This window comes from Chitinophaga rupis (assembly GCF_900109685.1).
Classification (GTDB): domain Bacteria; phylum Bacteroidota; class Bacteroidia; order Chitinophagales; family Chitinophagaceae; genus Chitinophaga; species Chitinophaga rupis.
This window is the reverse complement of record NZ_FOBB01000002.1, coordinates 1368554-1393095: the sequence shown is the minus strand read 5'-3', so window position 1 is coordinate 1393095 and position 24542 is coordinate 1368554. Positions and strand designations below refer to the sequence as shown.

Below are 24542 nucleotides of genomic sequence, written 5' to 3'. Positions count from 1 at the left end.
GTCAACGATCAGGATAAGTACCATTGTAGGACGTCCAATTGCCTGAAATATTTCATCATAATTATTAATTATTCATTCTTAATTATTATTAATAAACCAAAAGTACTTCAAAAGCTGAGAAATCAACCAGGAGGGGGGCTTTTTGCGACCATCAGACCAATTCCGTAGACGATTGCCTGCAATTTGCATGCAGGCAATTGCCGTATTATCGTAGCAGCAATCTATCCAGGTCAGGAGCATCCTATAAAACATCATCAACCTATTAAAACCCCGTGTATGAAAAAGCACCTTTACCTTTTGTTATCCATTTTACTCGTAACTACAACAGTCTTACATGCACAGAATGCGCAGCAGCTGTATTTTAACCAGCTTAGCACCGACTTTGATTACCAGGCGGCCAGCTTTGTAGTGGATACGCCGCCCAGCCCCACTGCAGCGCCCCGCGCATTCCTGTTATGGAGTAAGAACTTCGTTAAAGACCCCGCCATCCGTGGTTTAACGCTGGATGAATTTGACGCCGCCGGCAACTTCCTCTCAGAACATTTTAACCCGCAGCCGCAGGTGCCTACGGAATCCATTCTACCCAAAAAGATCATCAGGGCCAGGCTGGCAAAAGGTTATTACCTGCTGGCATATGTGATCAAGTCTATTAAAACCATTAACGGCATCCAGGTATACAGCACACCGCTGGTTATTCGCCTGGATCCCAATTTAAATCCCGTGTGGGTAGCTAAGCTTCATTACTCCACCGTTACTACAGCCAATGCGCAGGCAATCATTGAATACAATGATATTATTGAAAGCGTTAACAGTGATGTGGTGCTGGCCGGCCGCTATGCCGATGCGCCGGGCAAGCAAACCTCCGTATTGCTGACCCGTTTAAGCCAAACCGGCGCTATGATATGGACGTTCCACTATCCGCTGTCAGTATGTAATGCAGAAGCATTGTCCCTCACCGAGCTTACAGACCGTAACCTTGCCATTACCGGTTACCAGGAATCCTGCAGCGGTGGCCCCAGTGGTCCGCGCACCTTGTTGTATGCTACCTTTAACGCTGTCGGCACGCCGGCGGTGGCGGAAAGGCTGCTGGGCGGCCAGGCTTTATCCGGCAGTAAGATCGTAAAACATACCACTATTGCAGGTGCAGATGAATTATTCATCACAGGTTATATTGATCTTATAAGCCCTACCGGCGCTATTAACAAACAGGTGCTGCTGGTGGATATTAAGGAAAGCGGCGGCCTCATTACCATTAACCATATTGGCGATGCAGGACAGGAAGCTGCCAGCGACCTGGTGGTGGAAGGGGTGCCTGGTGGTAACAGCTTCAATTTATATTTCACCGGCTACACGGATAGTTATGCAACCACGCTAAAAACAGATGCATTTTTTCTTTGGGTGAAATATGTTAACCACATACCGAACCTGGTATCTTTCAATACATTCCCCACCAGCATCAGCAACTATGTAGCTATGAAAGGGGTGGAGCTGAAATGGGCAGGCAAGGAACGTTTTGCCATCCTGGCTAATACACAAATGACCTTTGGCACCCAGCTGCAAACGAATACACACGTGTTCATCCGCGAGCTGAATGACTTTACCGGCAATTGTGTAAAAAGCTACCAGCCGCCTGTAACAGCCTACCAGCTTATAGTGCAGCCGGTAACACCAGCTACCGTCCGCCTTCCGTTTGCACCTTACCGTGATGAATACACGCCTTTCAATAAAGTGCAGCCACGGCCGGAATGCGGCGCTTTCAAAGTAGATCCCTATAATGCCAATAACCTGCGTACTGCCGGCCAGCCGCTTAGCAGTGTACCGGCCGTAAAAGGTCCCGCTACTATACGGGTATATCCCAACCCGGTAAATGACCAGTTATATATTGACTATGGCGCACCTAAGAATAAAGGCCGCATTACCGCAGGTATCTATAGTACAGATATGCGTTTGATCCGCACATTTGTATTACCCGGCGGCAACCGGAACAGCATTTCTTTACAAGGCTTAAGCAGTGGATTATACTTCCTGCAGCTACAGCACCAGGGCGCAACACAGGTTTTTGAGATCAGGAAAGAGTAAGCATTGTTTTACCTGGTGGATTGAAAAAAATAAGGCATGCTGCTTAAAAACAGTATGCCTTATTTTATGGAAGAATGGGAAACAAAAGGCTCCAGCTTGATCCTCACATACTGCTGCAGCAAAATAGGATACATATTGTACAGGATGTTGGTAAGCAGTAAAATTCCCGCCCAGGTATATTGTTCCTGCACCAGCGCATAGATCATGATGCAGATAAAAAAGCAAAGCAGCACGTAATGGAAACGTTCAAACATATACGTTTTCCGGTAATGCAGCTGAATGGCCTGCCGCGTATTGCCCACCACTTTATAATGCGGATATTTTCTGCGGATGAGGTTATTGATAACGGTACCATTCTGCGTAACCTGGTTAATATAATGTACGCCCAGCTTATGATACACTGCTGTGGTAGAGCCCAGCTGCAATTTATTTAAAACACTCCGGGGAAGGAACAGGGTAATGATGCTGATGGCGCCTGCCACATACAGCCACAGTGGCACTACTGAACTGTAACAGTAAATATAAATGGGCAGCAGGTTCAATACAGACCAGAAGAGGTTGGCAACCCCGTTGTAAAAGACAACCCTTTGCTTTATCCCGGCAGGCTCCATATAACAGCTGTTAGCTACTATCCAAATATACACAATCGCCTTTGCAAATAACAGCTACTCCACAGTGCCGAAAATATGTTTATTAACCTGTCCAAGCTCATCCTGGTTAATGGTATGGCCCATATTATCATATACTTTAAGGATAACCTTAGCATGTTTGTCCTGCAGTATGTTTGCAGTAGCATACACACGCTCAACAGGCACGTGCATATCCGGGTTACTGCTGCCTATGAAGATGGGGGTGCCATTAAAGTCGCCCTTATAATTTTCAGGATAGATCCTATCACCGATCAATCCGCCGGTAAAGGCAGCTGCACCGCCATACCTGGTGGCATTACGTGTAATAAATTCCAGCATCAGGCAGGCGCCCTGTGAAAAACCCAGGAAATAGGTTTGTTCCGCTGTAATGCCCTGCTGTTGGAGGTCTTCCGTTACTGATTTTAACACATTCAGCGCTCCTGTTAACCAGGGTTCATTACGCTCCGGCGCTGCCAGGAATGAGTTTGGGTACCAGCTGTTACCGCTGGCCTGCGGGGCCAGCAGCGCAAAATCCTGCACCGCAAGGTGGGGCGCCAGGCTGAGAATGTCCTCAGCGCTGCCACCCCTTCCATGTATCATCACCAAAGCCTTTTGAGCTTCGTTCACAGCTAATCCTGCGGTTATAATATTTTTTGTGTGCATCTTATTTGTATTGGTCTAAGTGTAAGCTCACCTGCGGTAATTCCTTCGCTATCTGTTCCCGGCTGGGTTCAAACTGGGCAGGCAGCTTCAGGCCTTCGCCCAAATGTTCCATCGGTTCATCTACCGCAAAACCAGGACCTGCCGTAGCTACTTCAAACAGCACGCCGCCCGGCTCCCGGAAGTAAATGGAAGTAAAGTAATTGCGGTCCAGCACCGGCGTGGTATTGATCATGCGTTGCACTATCTTCTGGCGTACCGCCAGCTGGGAAGCACTGTCCGGCGTACTAAAGGCAATATGGTGCACGGTACCGTTACCTGCCAGGCCTTTCAGGCTTTCCGGTGAGCAAAGGATGTCAATATAATTACCCGGTTTATCTGTAGCAGCAAAGCGGAAACGGTTGCCTTTTTCTGCGATAAGCTTATGATCCAGCTGTTCGGTAAGCAAACCTGCGGTACGTTCATAACCGTCTTCCCATATTTCTACATTGTAAAAACCTTTGATGGCATATTCAATAGGTATGGGGCCATAGGTGAATCCCTTACGTTCATCACGGTCATTAAATACCAGCTCCAGGCCTAAACCATCCGGGTCTTCAAAGTAGATCACTACTTCACCGTCAAAACGCTCCTGCGGCTCTTTGTAGCTTACGCCAAAACGTTTCAGCCTTTCCAGCCAAAAGGTAAGCGCAGCAGCAGGTACGGAAAACGTAGTGGTATTCAGCATGCCTTTACCATGGCGGCCATGTACCAGCCCGGTGCCATAAGGGAAAAAGGTCATAATGCTGCCGGGGTGGCCGGCTTCATCGCCATAATAAAAGTGGTATACATCCGGCGCATCAAAGTTCACAGTCTTCTTTACTAAACGAACGCCCAGGATACCGGCATAGAAATCTATATTTTTTTGAGCATCACCTGCTATTGCGGTAACATGGTGAATGCCTGTAACTAACTGGCTCATATATTTAATTTAAGGGTGGATGTTGTTTGTTTGGTTTATTTAGCTAATGCAGCTCGTATCTCATTATCCAGCAGGCCGCTGCCGCCGCCATAGTGGCGTATTACCGGCACTCCGGGCTGTAGTTGTAACAGTTTGGCGCTTAATGCAGCGCCTTCCTGTTCAGATATGCCTGCGCAAAGCAGCACCAGGTCAAAAGCTGTTTTTTGAAAAGCTGCCAGGGCTTCCTCATCCGTAGTAACGGTGACGCCTGTACGGTTTTCGGGTGTGTTCAGCAACCGGTTTATTACAGCCATGATCTCCGGGTTGCGGCCTATTGCCAGTATGTTTAAAGCTTGCATAAGGTTAGTTAATTTGCATGGGCACTTCCATGATCAGTAATTCAGCATCGGCGCTGTTGGCGGTAATGGCAATGTTATCCGTACCGGTAATTCCCAGTCCGTCGCGTTCCGCTAAAGCTTGCCCGTCTACGGTAAAGCTGCCTTTGATCACAAAAACATACACGCCGTTACCCTGTTTTTTCAGGTTGTATGTGGTTGCAAAACCAGCATCGAACCGGCCCAGGTGAAACCAGGCGTCCTGGTACAGCCAGGTACCTGCATCGTCCGGGTTAGGGGAGATGATCTGCTGCAGGGTATTATGCCGGTCTGCCGGGTTCAGGGTGATCTGGTCGTACCGGGGCGTTACATTCAGCTTGTTGGGAAACAGCCAGATCTGCAGGAATTTAACCGGTTTGGTGGGGTGGCCGTTATACTCGCTATGGAATACGCCGCTGCCCGTGCTCATGATCTGGATATCGCCCTGGTGAATGGCCTGGGTATGGCCCATGTTATCTTTATGTTCCAGCTGGCCTTCCAGCGGAATACTGATAATTTCCATATTATCATGCGGGTGGCTGCCAAAGCCCTTGCCGCCAGCTACCACATCATCATTTAACACCCGTAAAGCGCCAAAATGAACCCGGTCCGGGTTATAATAACCGGCAAAGCTAAAGGTCTGGTGGCTGCTTAACCAGCCGTGGTCCGCATGTCCGCGGGTAGCTGCCGTATGTAAGGTATGTGTTGCCATAATTGTAATTTGATAACACAAATTTCCGAAAGGCAGGGGTTATGACCATTAACCTAGATTAAGAAAGAGCAGAAAGCAGAAAGCGGAAAGCACAAAGCTGTTTAACGGGGATCTTTAAGCGGCAAAAGCCAAAGAAGCAAAACCCGGTTTCCAATCGCTTCAATCAGCTTTCTGCTTTATCCTTTCTGCTTTCCGCTCCTAAATAAACGTTCTCGTTCCGCTCAAACTTTCCCTGAACTGCTTGGGCGTACAACCTTTCTTCTTTTTAAACAGCCGGTTAAAGTTGGAGATATTGTTAAACCCGCATTTGTAGGATATTTCAGCCACCGCATATGTGGTATTCACCAGCAGGCGGCAGGCATGTCCCAGCCGGATCTCATTCAGGCTGTCAATAAACGTATTGCCGGTACACCTCTTAATGAAACGGCTGAACGAAACCTCCGTCATACTTACCAGCCTGGCTACATCTGTAAGGCTAATGGCTTTGTCGTAATTAATATTCATGTACTCAAAAGCCTTCTCAATGCGCCGGCTGTTATGGTTAAACAACCCTTTATGAAAAGTGGTGTCCGACAACGTGCGCATGTTGCGGGAAATAGACAGGTCGTGCAGGATAGACATCAGCTCCAGCACCGAATCAAATCCCGCTTTCTGATTCAGCGTCAGCAGGCGGGGAGTGAGCTGCTTAATGGTGTCCGGGGAAAACAGGATGCCGTTAGCCGCCTTTTCAAACATCACCCGCATAAAGCTTAGCTGGTTCTTACGCAGCAGCTTATCATCAAACAGGTCGCGGTGGAACTGGATGGTGATTTCCGTAATTTCCTTGCTGCGGCATTCATGCGTAAACCAGCCGTGGTTCAGATTAGGGCCCACCAGCACCAGCTCCTCTGCTTCAATAGTATCTATATGGTCGCCCACTATGCGCTGCGCACCCTTTGCATTTAAGATCAGGTTCAGCTCAAATTCTTCATGATAATGTAAGGGAAAGTCAAATTTATGCTTGCTGCGGGCAAAGATCATGAAACAATCGCTCTGGGTAAGCGGGGTAATTTCCCGCAGAATGTTGCTGGTAATGGCTGCGTGATTCATAACAGTGGAGCTTATATAGTCAAATATAATGGATAAAATAATACCACCCTGTATTCCCGCAAGACAAATTTATCAAGCGCCCTGTTTACAGGCATTTTTCAGGTATTCACTTTTCCCATCCTTCCAACAAAGATACAATCTGATAATAAGAAGATAAAAAAGTATAAATAAGCAGTGTGTAATAAGATTAGTTTTGGATCAAATTCTTTCGTTATGAAACTCTTACAAAAAGTTTCCACCTGCAGCATTGTACTGTTGCTGTACGGATTATCCCTTGCTGCGCAAAGCAGAACCGTTACCGGCGCTATTACGGACGACAAAAACAACCCGCTTCCAGGGGCCACTGTTCGGGTGAAGAACACCCAGGTGGCCACGGTGGCCGATAGCAAGGGAAAATACACATTACAATTACCTGAAGGAGCGGGAACACTGCTGGTAACTTTTACAGGCATGGAACCGCAGGAGATCCCTGTTCAGCAGCGTAGCACCATTAACGTTAGCCTGTTATATTCCAACACTAATTTAACGGATGTAGTAGTGGTAGGTTACGGCCAGGTAAAAAAGCGGGACCTTACCGGTACCGTAGCATCTATCAAAGGCACAGAGATCACCAAATCTGCCGTTAGCTCCCTGGAACAGGGCCTCCAGGGCCGCATTGCAGGGGTAGCCGTTTCCCAGAATGATGCAGCTCCCGGCGGCGGCATCAGCGTACAGGTGCGTGGCACCAGCACCTTATTAGGCAGCGCAGAGCCCCTGTATGTAATTGATGGTGTGCCTGTAGCCAATGCGCGCGCCTCCATTAACCAGATGGGCGCACAGGAGCCGAACCACAACATCCTTACCAATACCAATGTACTGTCGTCCATTTCACCGGCCGACATTGAATCCATTGAAGTATTAAAGGATGCCTCGGCCACCGCCATTTACGGCTCCCGCGGCGCCAACGGCGTAGTGCTCATCACCACTAAAAAAGGAAAAGCAGGCAAAGGCCGCATTACTTTTAATACCTCTCAGGGCATTGCCACCGTTACCAAAAAACTGGAAATGCTGAATGCCTATCAGTATGCGCAGTATGTGAATGAAGCCTATAAGAACGCCGGCTTCTCTGATAACGACCTGCCTTACAGCGGCACTAACGGCAAGCTGTCTCCGGACCAGATCAGGCAGAACTTTGGAGAAGGTATTGACTGGCAGGATGAAATATACCGGAGCGCCCATATCCAGAACTATGAGCTGGGCGTATCCGGCGGTAATGACAAGAACACCTATGCCGTAATGGGCAACTACCTGGTGCAACAGGGCGTGATCAAAGGCTCTCAGTATAAACGTGGGGGCGTTCGCGTTAACCTCGATAAACAGGTGCTGGACCGCGTTAAAACATCCACCAACCTGTCGCTTACCCGCTCTACCAACGCACTGGTGCGCACGTCCGCTGCCACCGCCGGTTTGGAAGGTGGTATTGTAAGAGGCGCGTTGAACTATCAGCCCATTCCGTACTACACCGTTGACAGTAATAACCAGGTACACGTAATAGATTATAAAAATGACCGCACCGTTTCGCAGGACATCTTTAACCGTTTTGGCGCCAACCCGCTGCGGTATACGGATGAGGTGCTGGCCAAACAAACCGTTACCTCCGGTTTTGGCGGTTTTAATGCATACGTGGATCTTGTCAAAGGACTGATGTTCCAGACCCGCCTGGGCGCCAACTATTTTGAGCAGCTAAATGAAACCTACTACCCGCGCACCGTATCGGAAGGCCGCGCCACCAATGGCAAGGCCATTGTAAGTAACAGCAGCTATACCAGCATACTCACAGAAAATTTACTGACCTATAAGCATGAAATCGGCAAACACCGTTTCGACTTCCTGGGCGGTTTTTCCTATGAGCGCAGCATGAGCCGTTACCGCACCTCGGAATCCCGCAACTTCCCGGACGATAAACTGGCCTATTACCGTTTGCAGGACGGCCTTTCCACCGCGCCTACCAATTCCGGTACGCAGCAATGGCAGCTGGCTTCTTTCATTGGCCGCGCCAACTATAACTATGCAGATAAATACCTGTTTACCTACACCTTCCGTGCAGACGGCTCCTCCCGGTTGGCAGAAGGTAAAAAATGGGATTACTTCCACTCTGTAGCGCTGGCCTGGCGTATGAGCGAAGAAGCTTTTATTAAAGACATGAACGTGTTCTCTGACCTGAAGCTGCGCCTGAGCTATGGCGAATCCGGCAACCAGGCCATTTCCCCATATGCCTCTAAAGGCGTGCTTTCCGGTGTAATTGCCAACATGGCCAACCAGGTTATATCCGGTGTGGATGAAACTACGCTGCCCAATAAAGACCTGGGCTGGGAGCATAGCGGACAATATAACATTGGGCTGGATGCCGCCTTTGCAGACCGTTTTAACTTTACGGTGAACGTATACCAGCGTAACACCCGCGACCTGCTGCAGCAGATCACCTTACCGCCCACCAGCGGCTATACCAACCTGGCCATTAACTCGGGCAGCGTACGTAATAAAGGGATTGAGCTGGAACTGGGCAGCGCCATTTTTAACGGCGATTTTAAATGGAATGTAGCCGCCAACTTTTCCATAAACCGCAATAAGATCACAGACCTGGGCAATGTGCAGGAACAGTTTGCAGACAGGCTGGGCGCAGGTTACGGGCTGGATGTAAAACCCTTTATACAAAAAGTGGGGCTGCCCATTGGCGCCGTATATGGCTATGAAACAGACGGTATTTTCCAGAACCAGAAAGAGGTGGATGATTTTAAAAGCGTACAATCTGATGCCAAAATAGGACAAACCCGTTTTAAAGACCGCAACAGCGACGGCGCCATTAATGACCTGGACCGCACCGTGATAGGCGATATTAACCCGGACTATACCTGGGGCTTTACCAATAACCTGAGCTTCAAAAATTTTGACCTGAGCATACTGCTTACCGGTGTGCAGGGCAACGATGTATTGAACAGCAACCTGCTGAACTTTTATACGCTCAACGGCTCGGGCAACATACCCAAATATGTGTATGACCAGGTTTGGAGAGGGGAGGGCACCGGCAATACCGTGATACAGGCTAACCAGGCCAATACCACGGCCAGCCGCTTCTCCCGCCTGTTCCTGGAAGATGGTTCCTATGTAAGGATCAAGAATGTGCAGCTGGGCTACAACTTCCCGCGCATCAAAGGTATTTCAAGCCTGCGCGTATATCTGAATGCCGTGAACCTGGCCACCTTTACCAAATACAAAGGCTATGACCCGGAAGTAAGCGCCTTTGAAAATGCCAATATGCGCGGGGTAGACCTGGGCAGCTACCCGCAATCCAGAACCATTAGTGTAGGCGTAAACGTAGGCCTGTAAATTATTCCACAGAGAAAAACATGCACACATGAACAAGTTACTCACCATAGCTTTTGCCACGCTGGCCATAGGGGCCACCGTATCCTGCAAAAAAGCGCTGGAAGAAAAAGTATATGATTTTAAAGACCCGGAAACCTTTTACCAGACAGACCAGGAGCTGCTGCTGGGTGTGAACGGTGTATATAAGAACCTGATGACCTGGAACCTCTGGATCTCGCCCGCCTGGCAATCCGTGCTGGGTGAAGATGATGACCTGCTGCTGGATAACTGGCTGGCAGGCGGTTACAGCGGCAACCAGGCCGGCCAGTGGTACATACAACGCCCCTGGACAGGTTATTACTACGTGGTGCAACGCGCCAACCTGGTGCTGAAATATGCCAAACAGGTTACCGGCGATGCTGCGCTGATAAGCCGCATACGTGGTGAAGCCCTGTTCCTGCGCGGCTTCTGCTATTTTGAGCTGGTAAAACGGTACGGCGCAGTGCCCCTGCGTTTAGAGGCCTACACGCCCGAACAATCTATGGACCTGGCCCGCAGTCCGGTAGCAGATGTGTACAAACAGGTAGAGACAGATCTGAAAGAAGCAGCCAGCCTTTTGCCGCTTACGTATAGTGGTGAAGGTTACAGCGATAACGACCGCGGACGCCCTACCAAAGCAGCTGCGCTGGGGCTCCTGGCAAAAGCCTATATGCACATGGCCGGCGATGAGCTGAAACAAACCCAGTACTTTGCACAAGCCGCAGCCATGGCTAAGGCGGTAAAAGATCTGGCAGATGCCAATGGCTACCCTGCACTGGAAACCGCGTACATGAAGCTCTTTGATGAAGCTACCCAATCCCGCAGCAACGAAATACTCTTTGCCATTCCAGCCACACACTCACCGAACCAGGGTGCAGAGCTGCCCGGTTATTTTTCGCCTCCCGGTTTTTACAGCGGTGGCGGCAGCGGCGGTTGGGTAAGCCTGCGCACGGATTTTTACAAACAGTTTGAAGCCGGTGATAAACGCGTAGCCTTTGGCAGCGCCCTTTGGACCACCTGGAAAGACCAGGGTAATGCTACTTACTACCACATCTCTCAGCTACCGGCAGGCGCAGTGCTGCAAAGCAACGGCACCTGGGACGGCGAGTATGATGGCGGTGGTGGTTACGGGCAAAATACCTACACGCTCAACGGTGCCACCATCTATGGCTCTCCGCGTTATTACAGCCTCAAGTACACGGATCCTAATGCACAGGCTAAAGATGAAAATGGCAACGATCCGATCATTTTACGTTATGCCGATGTGCTGCTGATCTTAGCCGAAGCTGAGAACGAAGTAAGCGGCCCTACCGCCCTCGCCTATACGGCTATTAATGCAGTACGTGCCCGCGCCGGACTGGCCCCGGTATCCGGCCTTTCCAAAGAAACCTTCCGGCAAAAAGTGCGCAATGAAAGAAGGTTTGAGCTCTACGGCGAATTTCAGCGCCGCTGGGACCTTACCCGCTGGGGCACCTGGCTGCAAACCATGAATGCCGCCGGCCGGCCGCGCCTGGAATACCAGAAGCTGTACCCCATTGCACAGGAAGAAATAGCAGGGAACAAGCTGATACCGGTGAACAACCCGGGATATTAGTTAATTATGAATTGGCAGACTACGGCCGGCCCAAAGCGGGCCATAGCCTGCCCCGCCAGGCGGGGAATGCCATTGAAAAGACATCATGATATAAACAATTACGAATGCAGTAGAATAACGTTATCGTTTTTTCAGTTGATGGGCGTTTAAAAAAATCTGTCAGGACTAAACGGCTACTATCTTTCGTTCGTAATTCGTAATTTCCAATTCATAACTTTTCCGCGTTCACTGTAGTGTTTTGTAATAAATATTGTTCATATTCATTCACAGGATTTATGGATAATTATTCATAGGATAATAATTCGCAGTTAAACATCCGCTGCATTCCAATTCGTAATTATTCATACCATAATGTCTTTTCAATGGCATTCATGGCCCGCTTTGGGCGGGCCGTAATTGATAATTCGTAATTCACCATGAAGCATATCTTCCTCGCACTCCTCCTTACTCCGTTCATCCTCCACGCGCAGTCCGACCCTCAGGCTACGCCTGCAGCCAAACAGCTGCACCAGCGCCTGTATAAGCTTATGCAGCGTGGCATTATGTTCGGGCACCAGGATGATCTGGCCTATGGTGTTGGCTGGAAATATGAGCATGGCCGTTCAGATGTAAGATCTGTTTGCGGAGATGGGCCGGCCGTTTACGGCTGGGACCTGGGCCATCTTGAGCTGGGCCGCAGCCATAACCTGGACAGTGTACCTTTTGATAGCCTGCGGTCTTATATCCGCACAGTATATGAAAGCGGTGGCATTAATACATTGAGCTGGCATGGTAATAATCCTGCTACCGGCGGTTCTGCCTGGGATACCTCCCTGGCCGTTACTGCTATACTGCCAGGCGGCAGCAGCAGCGCTACCTACACCGCCTGGCTGGATAAGCTGGCAGATTTTATGCTGTCGCTGAAAGCCGGCGATGGTACGCTGATACCCGTGATCTTCCGCCCTTTCCATGAGCATACCGGCAGCTGGTTCTGGTGGGGGCAGCACCAGTGCACTTCTATGGAATTCAGAACCTTATGGCAATACACCGTTAATTACCTGCAAATTCAAAAGCATGTGCATAACCTGCTGTTTGCCTATTCCGCAGCGGATTTCAATAATGAAAAGGATTACCTGGAACGCTGGCCCGGCGATGATTTTGTGGATATAATTGGCTTTGATCTGTATCAAAGCGGCAGCGCAGCAAATTACCAGCATTTGTTACGGGAGCGCTTACACGTTTTGCAGGAGATAGCAGCCGCACACGGCATGATCCCGGCCCTCACGGAAACCGGCCTGGAAAGGATCCCGGAAGCAAGCTGGTGGACACAAACCTTGCTACCGGTGCTGCAGAACTATAAATTATCCTATGTGCTGGTATGGCGCAACGGCCGCCCGGATCATTACTATGCGCCTTATCCCGGCCAGGCCAGCGCCGAAGACTTTAAAAAATTTCACGCAAACGAACATACGCTTTTCCTGGAAGAAGCTAAAAGCATAAAGGATAAAGCAGAAAGCCCAACGCTAAAAGCTGAAAGCATAAAGCAAAAAGTTAAGAGCTAAGGGATCCGGCAAATGGCCCTCAATCCGCACCAATCTCTTTTTGCTTTATGCTTTCCGCTCATAAAAAAAGAAAATGAAACTCGCCACTATTGACCTGATCATCATCCTCGTATACCTGCTGGCCACTATAGCCATTGGCGTTATATTGAAAAAACGCGCCAAAGCCAGCAAGGATGCCTACATGCTGGGCGGTAAATCGCTGCCCTGGTACCTGCTGGGCCTCTCCAACGCCTCCGATATGTTCGACATTTCAGGCACCATGTGGATGGTAACCCTGGCCTTTGTATACGGTTTAAAAAGCATCTGGATCCCCTGGTTATGGCCCTCCTTTAACCAGGTATTTATGATGGTGTACCTCTCCGCATGGCTGCGCCGCTCCAATGTTACCACCGGCGCAGAGTGGATCAGCACCCGTTTTGGAAAGGGCAGGGGCACCTCGCTGTCCCATACGATTGTAGTGATCTTTGCGCTCATTAGCTGCCTGGGATTCCTGGCTTATGGCTTTATTGGCCTGGGCAAATTTGTGGAGATCTTTGTGCCCTGGCAGGTAGTGCAGCCTTATGTACCCTTTACGGTCAGCGCGCAATATGTACCGCATTTCTATGGAATTGTATTCACCCTGTTTGCAGTGTTCTATGCCGTAATGGGTGGCATGACCAGCGTAGTATGGGCCGATGTGCTGAAGTACCTGATCATGAGCGTGGCAGCGGTAACCATTGCCATTATTGCTTACCGCAACCTGGCCGGCAAACAGCTGCCCGTACCCGACGGCTGGCACACACCCTTCTTTAACTGGCGCCTGCAGCTGGACTGGAGCCAACAGATAAGAGAAGTGAATGAAAAAATTAAAAGCGATGGCTTCTCCCTCTTTGGTATCTTCTTTATGATGATGGTGTTCAAAGGCATCCTGGCCAGCCTGGCCGGTCCTGCGCCTAATTACGATATGCAGAAGATCCTTTCTACCCGCTCACCCAAAGAAGCCTCTATGATGAGCGGCATTGTTTCTGTAGTGCTGATACCCGTGCGTTACGCCATGATCGTTGGTTTTGCGGTGCTGGCCCTGTTGTATTACAACCAGCTGAACTTAAGCACACCGCAGGGAATTGACTTTGAAAAGATCCTGCCTTCCGCTATTTCCAACTTTGTACCGGTAGGCCTCACCGGCTTGCTGCTGGCGGGTTTGCTGGCAGCCTTTATGGGCACCTTTGCCGGTACGCTCAATGCAGCGCAGGCCTACATTGTAAATGATATTTACCTGAAATACCTGCAGCCCAACGCAGCTAACCGCAGCATCACCGCTATGAACTACCTGTCCGGTATACTGGTAACGCTGGTAAGTATTGTGCTGGGATTGTTTGCCCGGGATGTGAACAGCATTCTGCAATGGATCGTATCTGCACTCTATGGCGGTTATGTAGCAGCCAATGTATTAAAGTGGCATTGGTGGCGCTTTAACGGCAGCGGCTTTTTCTGGGGCATGCTGGCCGGTATTGTACCCGCGCTCATTTTCCCGCAGCTGTTCCCCCATACCCTGGGGCTGTATTATTTCCCGCTTATCTTCCTTATTTCCGTAGCAGGCTGTGTCCTGGGTACTTATGCAGCCCCTGCAACGGATATGGATACCCTGAAACATTTTTACCGCACCGTAAAACCCTGGGGCTTCTGGGGGCCGGTACAGGCGCAGGTCATGGCGGATGATCCGGGGTTCAGGCCCAACAAACGTTTTGGTACGGATATGTTCAATGTACTGCTGGGTATTACCGCCCAGATCTGCCTCACACTATTACCCATTTACGCAGTACTCTCAATGCGGCTTCCATTAGCCGTAACCGTTATTATACTTGTTATTGTATGTATTACGCTTAGAAAAACCTGGTGGAAGCACCTGGATGAGCAAAACATTTAACCGTGAAGCACTCCCTTCACTTAATTATTACGTTATGAACTTTTTTTCTGAAAGACTCTCGCAACTGAAAACACAGCACGAGGCCCTGCTGGCCCGTCCAAATGAACCGATTACACCCGGCAACGGCATCTTCCAGCGTTACCGCTATCCCGCGCTCACCGGCGCCCACGCGCCCCTGTACTGGCGGTACGACCTGAACCCATCCACCAATCCATTCCTGATGGAACGTTTTGGCATCAACGGCACCTTTAACGCCGGTGCTATCAAATGGAAGGATAAATACCTGATGATGGCCCGCGTGGAAGGAGTGGACCGCAAATCATTTTTTGCCATAGCGGAAAGCGATAATGGCGTGGATAACTTCCGCTTCTGGGAATACCCCACGGTGATCCCTGAAACAGACGATCCCGATATTAATATCTACGACATACGGCTTACCTCCCATGAAGATGGTTACATTTACGGCCTGTTCTGCACAGAGCGGCGCGATCCCGCAGCGCCTGCCTACGACCAGTCTGCAGCATTGGCAAAATGCGGTATAGCCCGCACCAAAGACCTGCAAACCTGGGAGCGCCTGCCGGACCTTGAAACACCCTCACCCCAGCAGCGCAATGTGGTGCTGCACCCGGAATTTGTGCAGGGCCAGTACGCATTCTACACCCGCCCGCAGGATGGTTTTATAAACGCCGGTACCGGTGGTGGTATTGGATTTGGATTGTGTAAGGATATTACCCACGCCGTAATAACAGCAGAAAGCATCCTGGATGGAAAAGCCTACCATACCGTATATGAAGTAAAGAACGGCCTGGGTCCCGCACCCATTAAAACCAAACAGGGCTGGCTGCACCTGGCGCATGGGGTGCGCAATACTGCGGCAGGACTGCGTTACGTGCTATACATGTTCCTTACAGACCTGCATGATCTGACGCGCATCACCCACAAGCCCGGCGGTTATTTCCTGGCGCCGGAAGGGGAGGAACGTATAGGCGACGTATCTAACGTAGTATTCTCCAACGGGTGGATCGCTGATGATGACGGAAAAGTATTTATGTATTACGGATCATCAGATACGCGTATGCACGTTGCCGTTACTACCATTGACCAGCTGCTGGATTATGTGATGCATACGCCCGCTGACGGCGGCCGTTCGGCAAAAACCGTAAATACCATTCACCAGATCATTAACACCAATAAACAATACCTGGCACATGCAAACGCCGCTTACCCGTTACCGTGAGGAAGTAAAACAGGAGCTGTACAATATTCTGCATTACTGGCAAAAGCATACTGTAGATGAGCAGCAGGGCGGCTTTTACGGCGCCCTTAATAATGCGAACGAAGTACAGCCCAATGCACCCAAAGGCGCAGTGCTGAACAGCCGCATCCTGTGGACCTTCTCAGCCGTATACGGTTTTGATCATAACAAGGAATGGCTGTCACTGGCCAAACGCGCCTATGATTACCTGCAGCAGCATTTCCGCGATACAAAACATGGCGGCACCTACTGGTCCGTAGCTGCTGACGGCAAACCGCTGGACACCCGCAAACAGGTGTACGGACAGGCCTTCAGCATTTACGCCCTCAGTGAATACTACCGCTACACAAAAGAGCAGGCCGCATTAGACTGGGCCATTGACATTTACCGCCTGCTGGAACGTTACAGCTTTGACCCGCAGCGTAAAGGCTATATAGATGCCTTTTCGCAGGAATGGCAGCGCATTGCCGATACAAGGCTCAGTAATAAGGATGCCAATGCAGACAAAACCATGAACACCCATCTGCATGTGCTGGAAGCCTATACGAATTTATACCGCGTATGGCCGGATGCCGGCCTGCGTACGCAGCTGTACTACCTTATAAAGGTGTTCATTGATCATATCGTGAATGCACAAACGCATCATCAGATCCTGTTCTTTGATGCGAACTGGCAGCACCCATCCACGGTTTTTTCATATGGGCACGATATAGAAGCCGCCTGGCTGCTGCCGGAAGCAGCAGCGCTTTTAAACGACAGCGAGCTTACCCAGCAGGTAAAAGCTGTAAGCATGGCCCTGGCCAATGCAGCCGCAGAAGGGCTGGATACCAATGGCGGTTTAAAGAATGAATATGAACCGGCCACACAGCACACGGATGCAGATAAACACTGGTGGGTGCAGGCAGAGGCCATGGTTGGCTTTTTACAGGCCTACGAGCAAAGCGGGCAGCAAAGCTACCTGCAGCATTCCCTGAACAGCTGGGAGTTTATAAAAAAATATATACTGGATAAAAAGGAAGGGGAGTGGTATTGGGGTGTAACGGCTAACCTGCAGGTAATGCCGCACCAGGATAAAGCCGGGTTCTGGAAATGCCCGTACCATAACAGCCGCGCATGTATGGAGGTAATGCACAGAATTGATGAGCTGAAGGAGTAGTAATGTGGCCTGTTAATTGTTGCAGAAGATAAAACACGTTTATGAGCCTGCTCACTGCAAAAACAGAACTGCTGGAAATCGCTTACCTGGATGAAGGACCTTCCGAGGGTCCTGTTGTATTTTTATTACATGGCTGGCCAGACGATGTACGCGGCTGGCAAAAGGTAGCCCCCATATTACACCAGGCAGGCCTGCGTACCATTACACCTTACCTGCGCGGTTTTGGCCCTACCCATTTCCTGGCTGCCAGCAGCATCCGCGATGGACGGGGTTTTGCGCTGGCACAGGACGTAATTGACCTGGCAGATATATTACAGATCAATGAGTTTTACGTAGCCGGCCACGACTGGGGTGGACGTGCCGCTTATTTACTGGCTGCATTGTTTCCCCAACGGGTAAAAAGTCTGGCCGTAATGGCATTAACCTTTCAGCCGCACGGAGAATTTACTGTACCACCCTTCCCGCAGGCGCGCCAGTTCTGGTATCAATGGTTTATGTGTGTAGATGCCGGCGCCGCCGCAGTGAAGAAGGATCCCATTGGCTTTGCAAAGATCCAGTGGGATACCTGGAGCCCGGCCGGCTGGTATGAGGAGGAGGAGTTCCAGCAAACGGCGGAGAGCTTTAAAAACCCCGACTGGACCGCCATTACACTGAACGGTTACCGCAGCCGCTTTACTAACAAGGAAGCTACAGATCCCCGGTATGATTACCTGCAGCATAAAATGTTATCCATTGAAAAGCTGGATCAGCCCGCGCTGGTAATTATCGGCGCCGCAGATAACTGCGATGATCCTTCAAGTTTTGACAATGTAGAAGAATATTTCTCCAATAGCTTTCACCGTGCAATGTTGGAAGGGGTAGGGCACTTTCAGCCCCGCGAGGCGCCGGAAGAAGTGGCGGCAGCATTAATAGAGCGGTTTAAGTAGAACAAGGTTGCTTTGCAGATATGCTGTTATAATGGAGATCGAGCCAACGGATCTCATATACATCAGATAATGATCCGGTACCTTGTAAGCATTTACCTGTCGTGGTAAAGGATCTTGTATTGTTATACCTGTGCATCCAGATCATATAATACATCCAATATTCCTTAGCATATATCATTTACTTCGCCTTTTCCAGGTTCCTTTTTACCAGGAATTTCACCAGCCGTGTGATCAGGGCTAAGGGCATTGGTTTATCCAGCGGGAACTGCACAGATCCTTTTCCCTGTTTATACTTTGACAGCTCATTATCAAAAGCCGCATTATCCTGCGGTACCGGGTAAAACCCGATATGCTTTTTGAACGCCGCAAAATGCACCAGGTTACCATGCAGGGTAAATGTGGGCATCGCATACTTTATAGTTTCTTTTGCATCGGGCGCTGCCTTTTGCACGGTTGCACGGATCTCTTCAAGCACCTTTTGAACCTCAGCCGGGAACGCAGCAATATATGCATCAATGCTTTCCGCCGGCACATTGCTTTCCGCCGGCACATTTTTCATAATGTTTGCCATTATCAGTGATTTACTACAAAACTAATCTCCTGCACTAACATAAACAGCACCCGATCACGACATAAAAAGGGAAAATCACGACAAACTCCTCCTAAAACAAAATGGACCAATCCCATAAAAGATTGATCCATTCCTAATATTATTATACAGCTCTAATTAAGTCTTAACATCTCCCGCACATTATCCATCTCTTACCACCCAATTCGTAATTCGTAATTGAATAATTCGTAATTAAAACCAGCTCGCCCGCTCTTCCTCCGGTGGTTTCACCACTTTTTCCACTTCCGGGGTATCCGCTTCCGCATCTGCAGGTTTCAGCGGGTCCGGCTCATGCCTGGCGGAAATATTCTTGCGGATGGCCCCTTCAATTACGGCGCCCTCCTTTACTTCCAGCACCACGGCATTCACGTCGCCTTTTACATAAGCTTCGTTGCTCACCACTGCTTTGTTGCTGATATAAATATCACCGTAGATCTTACCATAGGTAACCAGGTCAGTGGCATACACATTACCTCTTACGCTACCTTCCGGGCCAATGATCAGCATACCTTCCGTTTTCACATCGCCTTTTACATTGCCATCAATACGGCCGGGGATAGTGGCTTCAATAGAGCCCTGTACCACCACCTGCCGGGGCAATAGAAACCGGCCTTTTGAAAAGGCGCTCCATAAACGATCTGTAATTGTAGACATTAGTTAATTGCACTTGCAGTTGCGCTGCCTGATAAATTTACTTTTTCCTCGTCAAAAATAGAAATGATTGATGAAGCATTTCCCAGGTCAACCCCTACACTTCGCTGCGGTTTATCGTCAGAGATGCGGAGTGAATTATACAGGTAGCCAATGCTCATCAGGCTTTCCGGGGAAGGCGCAACTTCCACAGGTATAAAATCCCGGAATTCCTCTACAAAAGCATCCGTTAATTCACGGTAATGTGCACCGCCGCCCATCAGGTAAATTTTACCGCACTGCTCAAAATCCAGGTCAGTGAAATAATTACGCATCAGGGGGGATACTACTTCCCGGTAATATTGGGTCAGCACTTCTTTACGTGCCTCTTTCAGGTCAATTCTTTTACGGTTGGTGAAGATGGAACCTTTCATGAACGCATCGTCCAGCTGGTGCTCATTCTTCATATCCAGGTAGTACTTTTTATTCAGCTCGCGGGCAAGGTTGTTAATGGCATATTTTATACCATGGGAGCTGAAGCAGGTACGGTTTATCAGGCCATCGCCCGTAGCCATACCGCCTTCAATGGTGCCAAAACCAAAGCTCACGGCAATGAAGTTGTCCAGGTTGGGATCGCCAATGGTTTTCTTTAAACCAATAATGCCACCCACAATTTCCGGGATGATCTCATACTTCTCCACATCCAGCATGGCCTTTTTTACGGCGCCTTTGGTGTTAAAGGTCTGTGTATCGTATTCTATCAGGAAATGGCGCTTGCTTAAGAACTGCTCTGCCGCCTGTTTGTAAATGTTGTAGGTAGAGAAGGGAAAGCCCATTGTGATGGACATAGGCTGCTGCACCTTATCAGCAATGTTCACCATAGCTGCTTTGAACAAAATATCATAATCAACTTCCAGCGGCGCCGCGTTGGTGATACGGCCCGGGTTAATGCCGCCACGTTTAGCAAGATTACCTACCATGTACCAGGTATCATCCTTTTTTACCTTAATACCATTCAGTAGATCGCGTGACGAATTTTCAGTGTTGCCAAATGCAGTTTCAAAAACACTCGGGAAGCTAATTGTTGACGCTTTCATATTAGATAGTCAGTTATTAAATCAATAGGAATAGTGTGAGCTTGTACTCTAAGCTGCTACAAGATATAAAATATATTGATTCCTAATAACTTCTAATATAAAAAATATTTAAATTTTAACTGGCCGTTAAACAGTGCAAAAATGGCCGGCTTTTTTAACCCTGGTTATAGTCCCTGATAGCTTGTTTAAGCAGGTCCTTTCATCCGCTACATTCTCATTCACAAATCAATCAAACCCTTTTCGGTAGCGGATCTTAATAAAACGCCCCATATAAGCATCGGACAAAACCTTCCCATCCGCTGCATTAATAATTCGCAGTTAATTACACATCCGCTGCATTCCCATTCGTAATTCGTAATTAAATAATTCGTAATTCAAACCTCCGTATACCCTTCCCCTAATTCTCCCAGCCTGAACCTGTTCACCGCATTATGCGCATGCCTCGTCGGCTCCGGCAGGCGGTGACGCCCTGTACACTGGCTGATGATGGCCAGGCTGCTGCGTACATCCAGCTTATAACCGGGGGAAATGAACACGGGCTGCACACCGGTTTTGGTACGTAATACCACGCCTAATACTTCTTCCTTATCCAGCAACGGCGTATAGGCGCCCTTTTCCGTGGGAGGCTCCACGTATTTGCCGAACAGCTTTTTCTTGGCGCATCCCAAAGTTGCCTGTCCGCTTACTGCGCCAAAATGCGCGGCAATGCCCATACGCCGCGGGTGAGCGATCCCATGCCCGTCTACCACCAGTACATCCGGCTTCAGGGGCAGCTGCTGCCAGGCTTCCAGCAAAGCAGGTACTTCCCGGAAGGCCAGGTAGCCGGGTACATAAGGGAATAACACTTCTTTCTTAACCAGGCTGTAACCTACCGGTTGTAAGGCCGGGAAGCTAAGCAACACAATACCCGCATACACGGTAGTGCTGAATTTATTAAAGGAGATGTCGGCGCCGCCTACGATGTTAACGGGAAAATCGCGTTCCTGTATCAGTAATTGTTCCCGCAACGTTTGCTGCAGGGCGGTGGCTTCCGGTATGGTGAGGGTATCATAATTCAATGGGTCGTGCATATCAGCATATTAAGATGCCTTTTTAGTGCTGGCCCGTTTACGGCTGGTGCTGCTCTTACGGCGGGTAGCCGCTGCTTTTTTACCGGTTGTTTTCCTGGCCTTTGCCCGTCCGGATGCTGCTTTTTTGGTAGTAGCCCGTTTACGGGTAGCTGTTTTAGCGGTGCTTCTCCGGGTACCTTTCTTGGCTGCTGCCTTTTTGGTGGTAGCGCGTTTACGTGTAGCCGTTCCTTTTTTAGCTGCCGCCTTTTTAGTAGTTGCCTTTTTACGGGTTGATTTTTTTTCGCTGGAAGAACCCTTCGGGGCATCCGGCACTTTCTCACCTTTTTCCCTGGCCTCAGATAAGCCGATAGCAATGGCTTGTTTGCGGCTGGTTACTTTTTTACCACTACGACCGCTGCGCAGCGTTCCTTTCTTTTCCCGGTGAAGGGCATCACCAACGGTGTCCTGTGATTTTTTTGAATAACGTGCCATATATCAATGTTTTAGTAACCAGTCCAAAAAAAAGACCAAAACAATGCTGCCCGTTATCCCTTTAAGCTGCCTGCCCTGAAAAACCGGGGCGCTATTCGGGTGTTATTGGTATGCTTCCCTCCTAAAAAGGCTCCGTAACCCGTGTGCAACCCGTGCGCAACTAGGGTCCCCTACATAAAACCCTACATCATGGCAGGGGCCTGCAGGTTTGTGTAAACCTTACCTCATATCGCGTAAGCAATTCCCTGGAAATAAAGGGTTAGAAAAGTTTCAGCTGGGGATCGTCCTTATCTTTTTTAGCAGGCGGTTTGGCTTTGCCCATTACGGTACGGCCGCCGTACATCCAGGAGGTATTTCTTTCCCGTTCAATTACCTGCTGAAAATTTTCATTGGGTATGAAATCCTTTTCCAGCTTTTCAGACAGTACGGATAGCTTGCGGATGGCTTCCTGCTTATCTGTTTGTCCCAGTTTTGACTTGTCTACAGCGCTGCGCAGCACCTGGATGGTTTCATCATATACTTTAGTGGGTACCGGGAAGGGATGCCCGTCCTTACCCCCATGGGCAAACGAAAACCTTGCAGGATCCGTAAAACGGGAGGGGGTGCCATATATTACCTCGCTTACCAGCGTAAGGGATTGAATGGTGCGGGGACCCACACCTTCCAGCAGCAGCAGGGATTCAAAATCATGCAGCTCCCGTTCATGCGCTACAGCCAGCACGCTGCCCAGGCGTTTAAGGTCTACATCCATGGCACGTACATCGTGGTGGGAGGGCATTACCAGCTTGCGTATTTCAGGCAGCATACGGTCAGGGCCTTCCTGCACCATTTGCAGCAGGCCTGATTTGGCCGGTGTTGCGCCTTTATCTGTAAGGTTAAGGATCTGCCCCTGGTTTTGCCCGTAAATAAAGGTATGCGGCGTTTCTGTGAAAGAGGGCAGGGTAGCGGAGTGCCAGTGGTAACGCCGGGCCATGCCGCTGGCGTCGTTCATCCCTTGCTGTATCACGGCCCATTCCCCGGTATCGGATACTACAAAGGAGTGCAGGTATATCTGGAACCCATCCTGTACAGCGGTATTATCTACCTTGGCCGATAGCTTGCTGCTGCGCACCAGCAGGTCGCCGGGCAGGCCCGTACGTTCTGCGATCACCTGCAGCTCCGCCGGTGTTTCCCGGGAGTGGCGGCCTTTACCCCCGCAAATGTAAATACCCAGCTCGCCGGACATAGGGTTCACGGATTTCTTTAAAGCGCCCATGACGCTGGTAGTAATGCCGGAGGAATGCCAGTCCATGCCCATTACACAACCCAGCGCCTGAAACCAGCAGGGATCGCTCAGGCGGCGCAACACTTCCCCTTTACCGTATTGCAGCACAATAGCTTCTACAATAGCGCCCCCCAACAGGGCCATTCTGCGGGCCAGCCAGGGCGGCACTTGCCCATAATGTAGCGGAAGATCAGCATAAGACACAAATCGAAATTACGAATTATCAATTACGAATTGCGAATTGGGTACTTCGGATTTACAATCCCTTTATTCCAGGCTGCTGAACCAACAATAACCCCGAAACCTTTAACTGCACTATATTCAATCCATTCGCCAACAACCCAGAATTGTATCATAATACTCTTCCCTTGCTCTACCAAATTCGTAATTCGTAATTCGTAATTGAATAATTCGTAATTAACTCTTCCTCCACTGGCACAATTATTTCCCTATTCTCCCGGAATGACGATAATGCTAACTCAAAAAAATCTCCTGTAATGAATATCAGAATTGAAAAACCGTCGATCTATAAACTGTGTATAACACTTTGCCTGGCCATGATGATTAGCCTGTTTCTCTTTGCCTGTGGCAGTTCTAAGGAAAGCAGCAGCGGTACGGAAACAGATACTTCCAGTGTAATACAGGATACTTCAGGGGCTATGCGCGACACTTCGACCATGAATCGCGACACAGCTTCCACCATGCCACCGGATACAACGCAACATTAAATTGTGGCGTTTTGATCCCACTTTGTAGCTAATATTTCACGACACGCGGAAAACCATTTTTATGAAAAAGTTGAATTTGCCCTGCCTTTTGGTAGCGGGCGCCTTTGCCGGCATGTTCCTTATGGCTTCCTGTGGTAACGGTCAGAATACCAATACGGATAGTACCGGTACCATATCTTCCGACAGTAATATGATGATGTCTGATACCAGTTCTGTAAGGGACACCGCTCCCGCAGCCGAACAGCCGCCAGGGGCTATTAACCCGGGCGAAGATTCCTCCCGGTATGGTACCGGAACAGAGGATTCTTCCAAGAACCGCCGCAAAAATCAGTAACGTCTCTTGTAATTGTGAGATTATATATGAGGTTACAACACCTGCAAAGGGTTGTAACCTTTTTTTTATCCCGGATTTAAAATATATTGCCCC

21 protein-coding genes are annotated in these 24542 nt (G+C 49.3%); 9 read left to right on the top strand and 12 right to left on the bottom strand.

The features are described 5' to 3' along the window. Positions 1-276: 276 nt before the first annotated feature. On the top strand, positions 277-2079 hold the full coding sequence (locus BMZ54_RS12590; RefSeq protein WP_089911460.1) for a T9SS type A sorting domain-containing protein: 1803 nt from the start codon (positions 277-279) through the stop codon (positions 2077-2079). A gap of 59 nt (positions 2080-2138) precedes the next feature. On the opposite strand, the gene BMZ54_RS12585 is transcribed toward BMZ54_RS12590, so the two are convergent. The 6 genes from BMZ54_RS12585 to BMZ54_RS12560 form a co-directional block, all read right to left on the bottom strand. Further along, positions 2139-2690 carry a glycosyl-4,4'-diaponeurosporenoate acyltransferase CrtO family protein gene (locus BMZ54_RS12585; protein WP_089911456.1) on the bottom strand — a complete coding sequence of 184 codons (552 nt, stop codon included), beginning with the start codon at positions 2688-2690 and terminating at the stop codon, positions 2139-2141. 54 nt (positions 2691-2744) lie between these two features. Further along, entirely contained in the window at positions 2745-3371 is a 627-nt protein-coding gene (locus tag BMZ54_RS12580; RefSeq protein ID WP_089911455.1) for an alpha/beta hydrolase, read from the bottom strand. A gap of 1 nt (position 3372) precedes the next feature. Beyond that, on the bottom strand, positions 3373-4329 hold the full coding sequence (locus BMZ54_RS12575) for a VOC family protein (RefSeq protein WP_089911452.1): 957 nt from the start codon (positions 4327-4329) through the stop codon (positions 3373-3375). Between the two features lie 35 nt (positions 4330-4364). Further along, the gene (locus BMZ54_RS12570; protein WP_089911449.1) at positions 4365-4667 is read right to left on the bottom strand and encodes a response regulator; all 303 of its coding nucleotides are present in this window, start codon (positions 4665-4667) and stop codon (positions 4365-4367) included. A gap of 4 nt (positions 4668-4671) precedes the next feature. Further along, entirely contained in the window at positions 4672-5394 is a 723-nt protein-coding gene (locus BMZ54_RS12565) for a pirin family protein (RefSeq protein WP_089911446.1), read from the bottom strand. Between the two features lie 198 nt (positions 5395-5592). Next, positions 5593-6483: an AraC family transcriptional regulator gene (locus BMZ54_RS12560; protein ID WP_089911444.1), complete on the bottom strand. Its 891-nt coding sequence runs from the start codon at positions 6481-6483 to the stop codon at positions 5593-5595. Between the two features lie 213 nt (positions 6484-6696). Here BMZ54_RS12560 and BMZ54_RS12555 point away from each other — a divergent pair, with 213 nt between their 5' ends. The 7 genes from BMZ54_RS12555 to BMZ54_RS12525 all read left to right on the top strand — a co-directional run bounded on the left by BMZ54_RS12555 (position 6697) and on the right by BMZ54_RS12525 (position 18245). Further along, on the top strand, positions 6697-9849 hold the full coding sequence (locus BMZ54_RS12555; protein ID WP_089911442.1) for a SusC/RagA family TonB-linked outer membrane protein: 3153 nt from the start codon (positions 6697-6699) through the stop codon (positions 9847-9849). 28 nt (positions 9850-9877) lie between these two features. Then, positions 9878-11461 (top strand): RagB/SusD family nutrient uptake outer membrane protein, encoded by a 1584-nt coding sequence (locus BMZ54_RS12550; protein WP_089911439.1) that lies wholly within the window; start codon positions 9878-9880, stop codon positions 11459-11461. A gap of 416 nt (positions 11462-11877) precedes the next feature. Next, a complete protein-coding gene (locus tag BMZ54_RS12545) occupies positions 11878-13002 on the top strand; it encodes a glycoside hydrolase family 26 protein (RefSeq protein ID WP_089911437.1) in 1125 nt (374 codons plus the stop codon). Between the two features lie 73 nt (positions 13003-13075). Beyond that, positions 13076-14908 carry a sodium:solute symporter family protein gene (locus BMZ54_RS12540; RefSeq protein WP_089911434.1) on the top strand — a complete coding sequence of 611 codons (1833 nt, stop codon included), beginning with the start codon at positions 13076-13078 and terminating at the stop codon, positions 14906-14908. A gap of 34 nt (positions 14909-14942) precedes the next feature. After that, complete coding sequence (locus BMZ54_RS12535; protein WP_089911981.1) at positions 14943-16145, top strand: glycoside hydrolase family 130 protein; 1203 nt, start codon at positions 14943-14945, stop codon at positions 16143-16145. Then, positions 16117-17319, top strand: a complete 1203-nt coding sequence (locus BMZ54_RS12530) for an AGE family epimerase/isomerase (protein WP_089911431.1) — start codon at positions 16117-16119, stop codon at positions 17317-17319. The genes BMZ54_RS12535 and BMZ54_RS12530 overlap by 29 nt, the downstream gene beginning before the upstream one ends. A 41-nt stretch (positions 17320-17360) precedes the next feature. Then, the gene (locus BMZ54_RS12525; protein ID WP_089911428.1) at positions 17361-18245 is read left to right on the top strand and encodes an alpha/beta fold hydrolase; all 885 of its coding nucleotides are present in this window, start codon (positions 17361-17363) and stop codon (positions 18243-18245) included. A gap of 178 nt (positions 18246-18423) precedes the next feature. On the opposite strand, the gene BMZ54_RS12520 is transcribed toward BMZ54_RS12525, so the two are convergent. From BMZ54_RS12520 to BMZ54_RS12495, 6 genes are all read right to left on the bottom strand, one after another. Continuing rightward, positions 18424-18816, bottom strand: a complete 393-nt coding sequence (locus BMZ54_RS12520) for an iron chaperone (protein ID WP_238386566.1) — start codon at positions 18814-18816, stop codon at positions 18424-18426. A 231-nt stretch (positions 18817-19047) separates the two neighbouring features. After that, positions 19048-19509 carry a bactofilin family protein gene (locus tag BMZ54_RS12515; protein WP_089911426.1) on the bottom strand — a complete coding sequence of 154 codons (462 nt, stop codon included), beginning with the start codon at positions 19507-19509 and terminating at the stop codon, positions 19048-19050. Further along, positions 19509-20582: a ParM/StbA family protein gene (locus tag BMZ54_RS12510; protein WP_089911424.1), complete on the bottom strand. Its 1074-nt coding sequence runs from the start codon at positions 20580-20582 to the stop codon at positions 19509-19511. Before BMZ54_RS12510 ends, BMZ54_RS12515 begins: the two co-directional genes overlap by 1 nt. 374 nt (positions 20583-20956) lie before the next feature. After that, positions 20957-21652 (bottom strand): deoxyribonuclease V, encoded by a 696-nt coding sequence (gene nfi, locus BMZ54_RS12505; protein ID WP_202909218.1) that lies wholly within the window; start codon positions 21650-21652, stop codon positions 20957-20959. A 9-nt stretch (positions 21653-21661) separates the two neighbouring features. Further along, complete coding sequence (locus BMZ54_RS12500) at positions 21662-22123, bottom strand: DUF6496 domain-containing protein (RefSeq protein ID WP_089911418.1); 462 nt, start codon at positions 22121-22123, stop codon at positions 21662-21664. A 259-nt stretch (positions 22124-22382) separates the two neighbouring features. Beyond that, positions 22383-23591, bottom strand: coding sequence for a DUF763 domain-containing protein (locus tag BMZ54_RS12495; RefSeq protein WP_089911416.1), 1209 nt, complete (start codon positions 23589-23591; stop codon positions 22383-22385). 585 nt (positions 23592-24176) lie between these two features. Here BMZ54_RS12495 and BMZ54_RS12485 point away from each other — a divergent pair. After that, positions 24177-24449, top strand: a complete 273-nt coding sequence (locus BMZ54_RS12485; RefSeq protein ID WP_089911410.1) for a hypothetical protein — start codon at positions 24177-24179, stop codon at positions 24447-24449. Positions 24450-24542: the final 93 nt, after the last annotated feature.

Coding starts and splice junctions, on each gene's coding strand:
- BMZ54_RS12530 (WP_089911431.1), top strand. CDS start 16,117: ATGCAAACGCCGCTTACCCGTTACCGTGAGGAAGTAAAACAGGAGCTG.
- BMZ54_RS12555 (WP_089911442.1), top strand. CDS start 6,697: ATGAAACTCTTACAAAAAGTTTCCACCTGCAGCATTGTACTGTTGCTG.
- BMZ54_RS12570 (WP_089911449.1), bottom strand. CDS start 4,667: ATGCAAGCTTTAAACATACTGGCAATAGGCCGCAACCCGGAGATCATG.
- nfi (WP_202909218.1), bottom strand. CDS start 21,652: ATGCACGACCCATTGAATTATGATACCCTCACCATACCGGAAGCCACC.
- BMZ54_RS12585 (WP_089911456.1), bottom strand. CDS start 2,690: ATGGAGCCTGCCGGGATAAAGCAAAGGGTTGTCTTTTACAACGGGGTT.
- BMZ54_RS12510 (WP_089911424.1), bottom strand. CDS start 20,582: ATGAAAGCGTCAACAATTAGCTTCCCGAGTGTTTTTGAAACTGCATTT.
- BMZ54_RS12500 (WP_089911418.1), bottom strand. CDS start 22,123: ATGGCACGTTATTCAAAAAAATCACAGGACACCGTTGGTGATGCCCTT.
- BMZ54_RS12515 (WP_089911426.1), bottom strand. CDS start 19,509: ATGTCTACAATTACAGATCGTTTATGGAGCGCCTTTTCAAAAGGCCGG.
- BMZ54_RS12540 (WP_089911434.1), top strand. CDS start 13,076: ATGAAACTCGCCACTATTGACCTGATCATCATCCTCGTATACCTGCTG.
- BMZ54_RS12580 (WP_089911455.1), bottom strand. CDS start 3,371: ATGCACACAAAAAATATTATAACCGCAGGATTAGCTGTGAACGAAGCT.
- BMZ54_RS12525 (WP_089911428.1), top strand. CDS start 17,361: ATGAGCCTGCTCACTGCAAAAACAGAACTGCTGGAAATCGCTTACCTG.
- BMZ54_RS12545 (WP_089911437.1), top strand. CDS start 11,878: ATGAAGCATATCTTCCTCGCACTCCTCCTTACTCCGTTCATCCTCCAC.
- BMZ54_RS12520 (WP_238386566.1), bottom strand. CDS start 18,816: ATGGCAAACATTATGAAAAATGTGCCGGCGGAAAGCAATGTGCCGGCG.
- BMZ54_RS12565 (WP_089911446.1), bottom strand. CDS start 5,394: ATGGCAACACATACCTTACATACGGCAGCTACCCGCGGACATGCGGAC.
- BMZ54_RS12575 (WP_089911452.1), bottom strand. CDS start 4,329: ATGAGCCAGTTAGTTACAGGCATTCACCATGTTACCGCAATAGCAGGT.
- BMZ54_RS12535 (WP_089911981.1), top strand. CDS start 14,943: ATGAACTTTTTTTCTGAAAGACTCTCGCAACTGAAAACACAGCACGAG.
- BMZ54_RS12485 (WP_089911410.1), top strand. CDS start 24,177: ATGAAAAAGTTGAATTTGCCCTGCCTTTTGGTAGCGGGCGCCTTTGCC.
- BMZ54_RS12590 (WP_089911460.1), top strand. CDS start 277: ATGAAAAAGCACCTTTACCTTTTGTTATCCATTTTACTCGTAACTACA.
- BMZ54_RS12560 (WP_089911444.1), bottom strand. CDS start 6,483: ATGAATCACGCAGCCATTACCAGCAACATTCTGCGGGAAATTACCCCG.
- BMZ54_RS12550 (WP_089911439.1), top strand. CDS start 9,878: ATGAACAAGTTACTCACCATAGCTTTTGCCACGCTGGCCATAGGGGCC.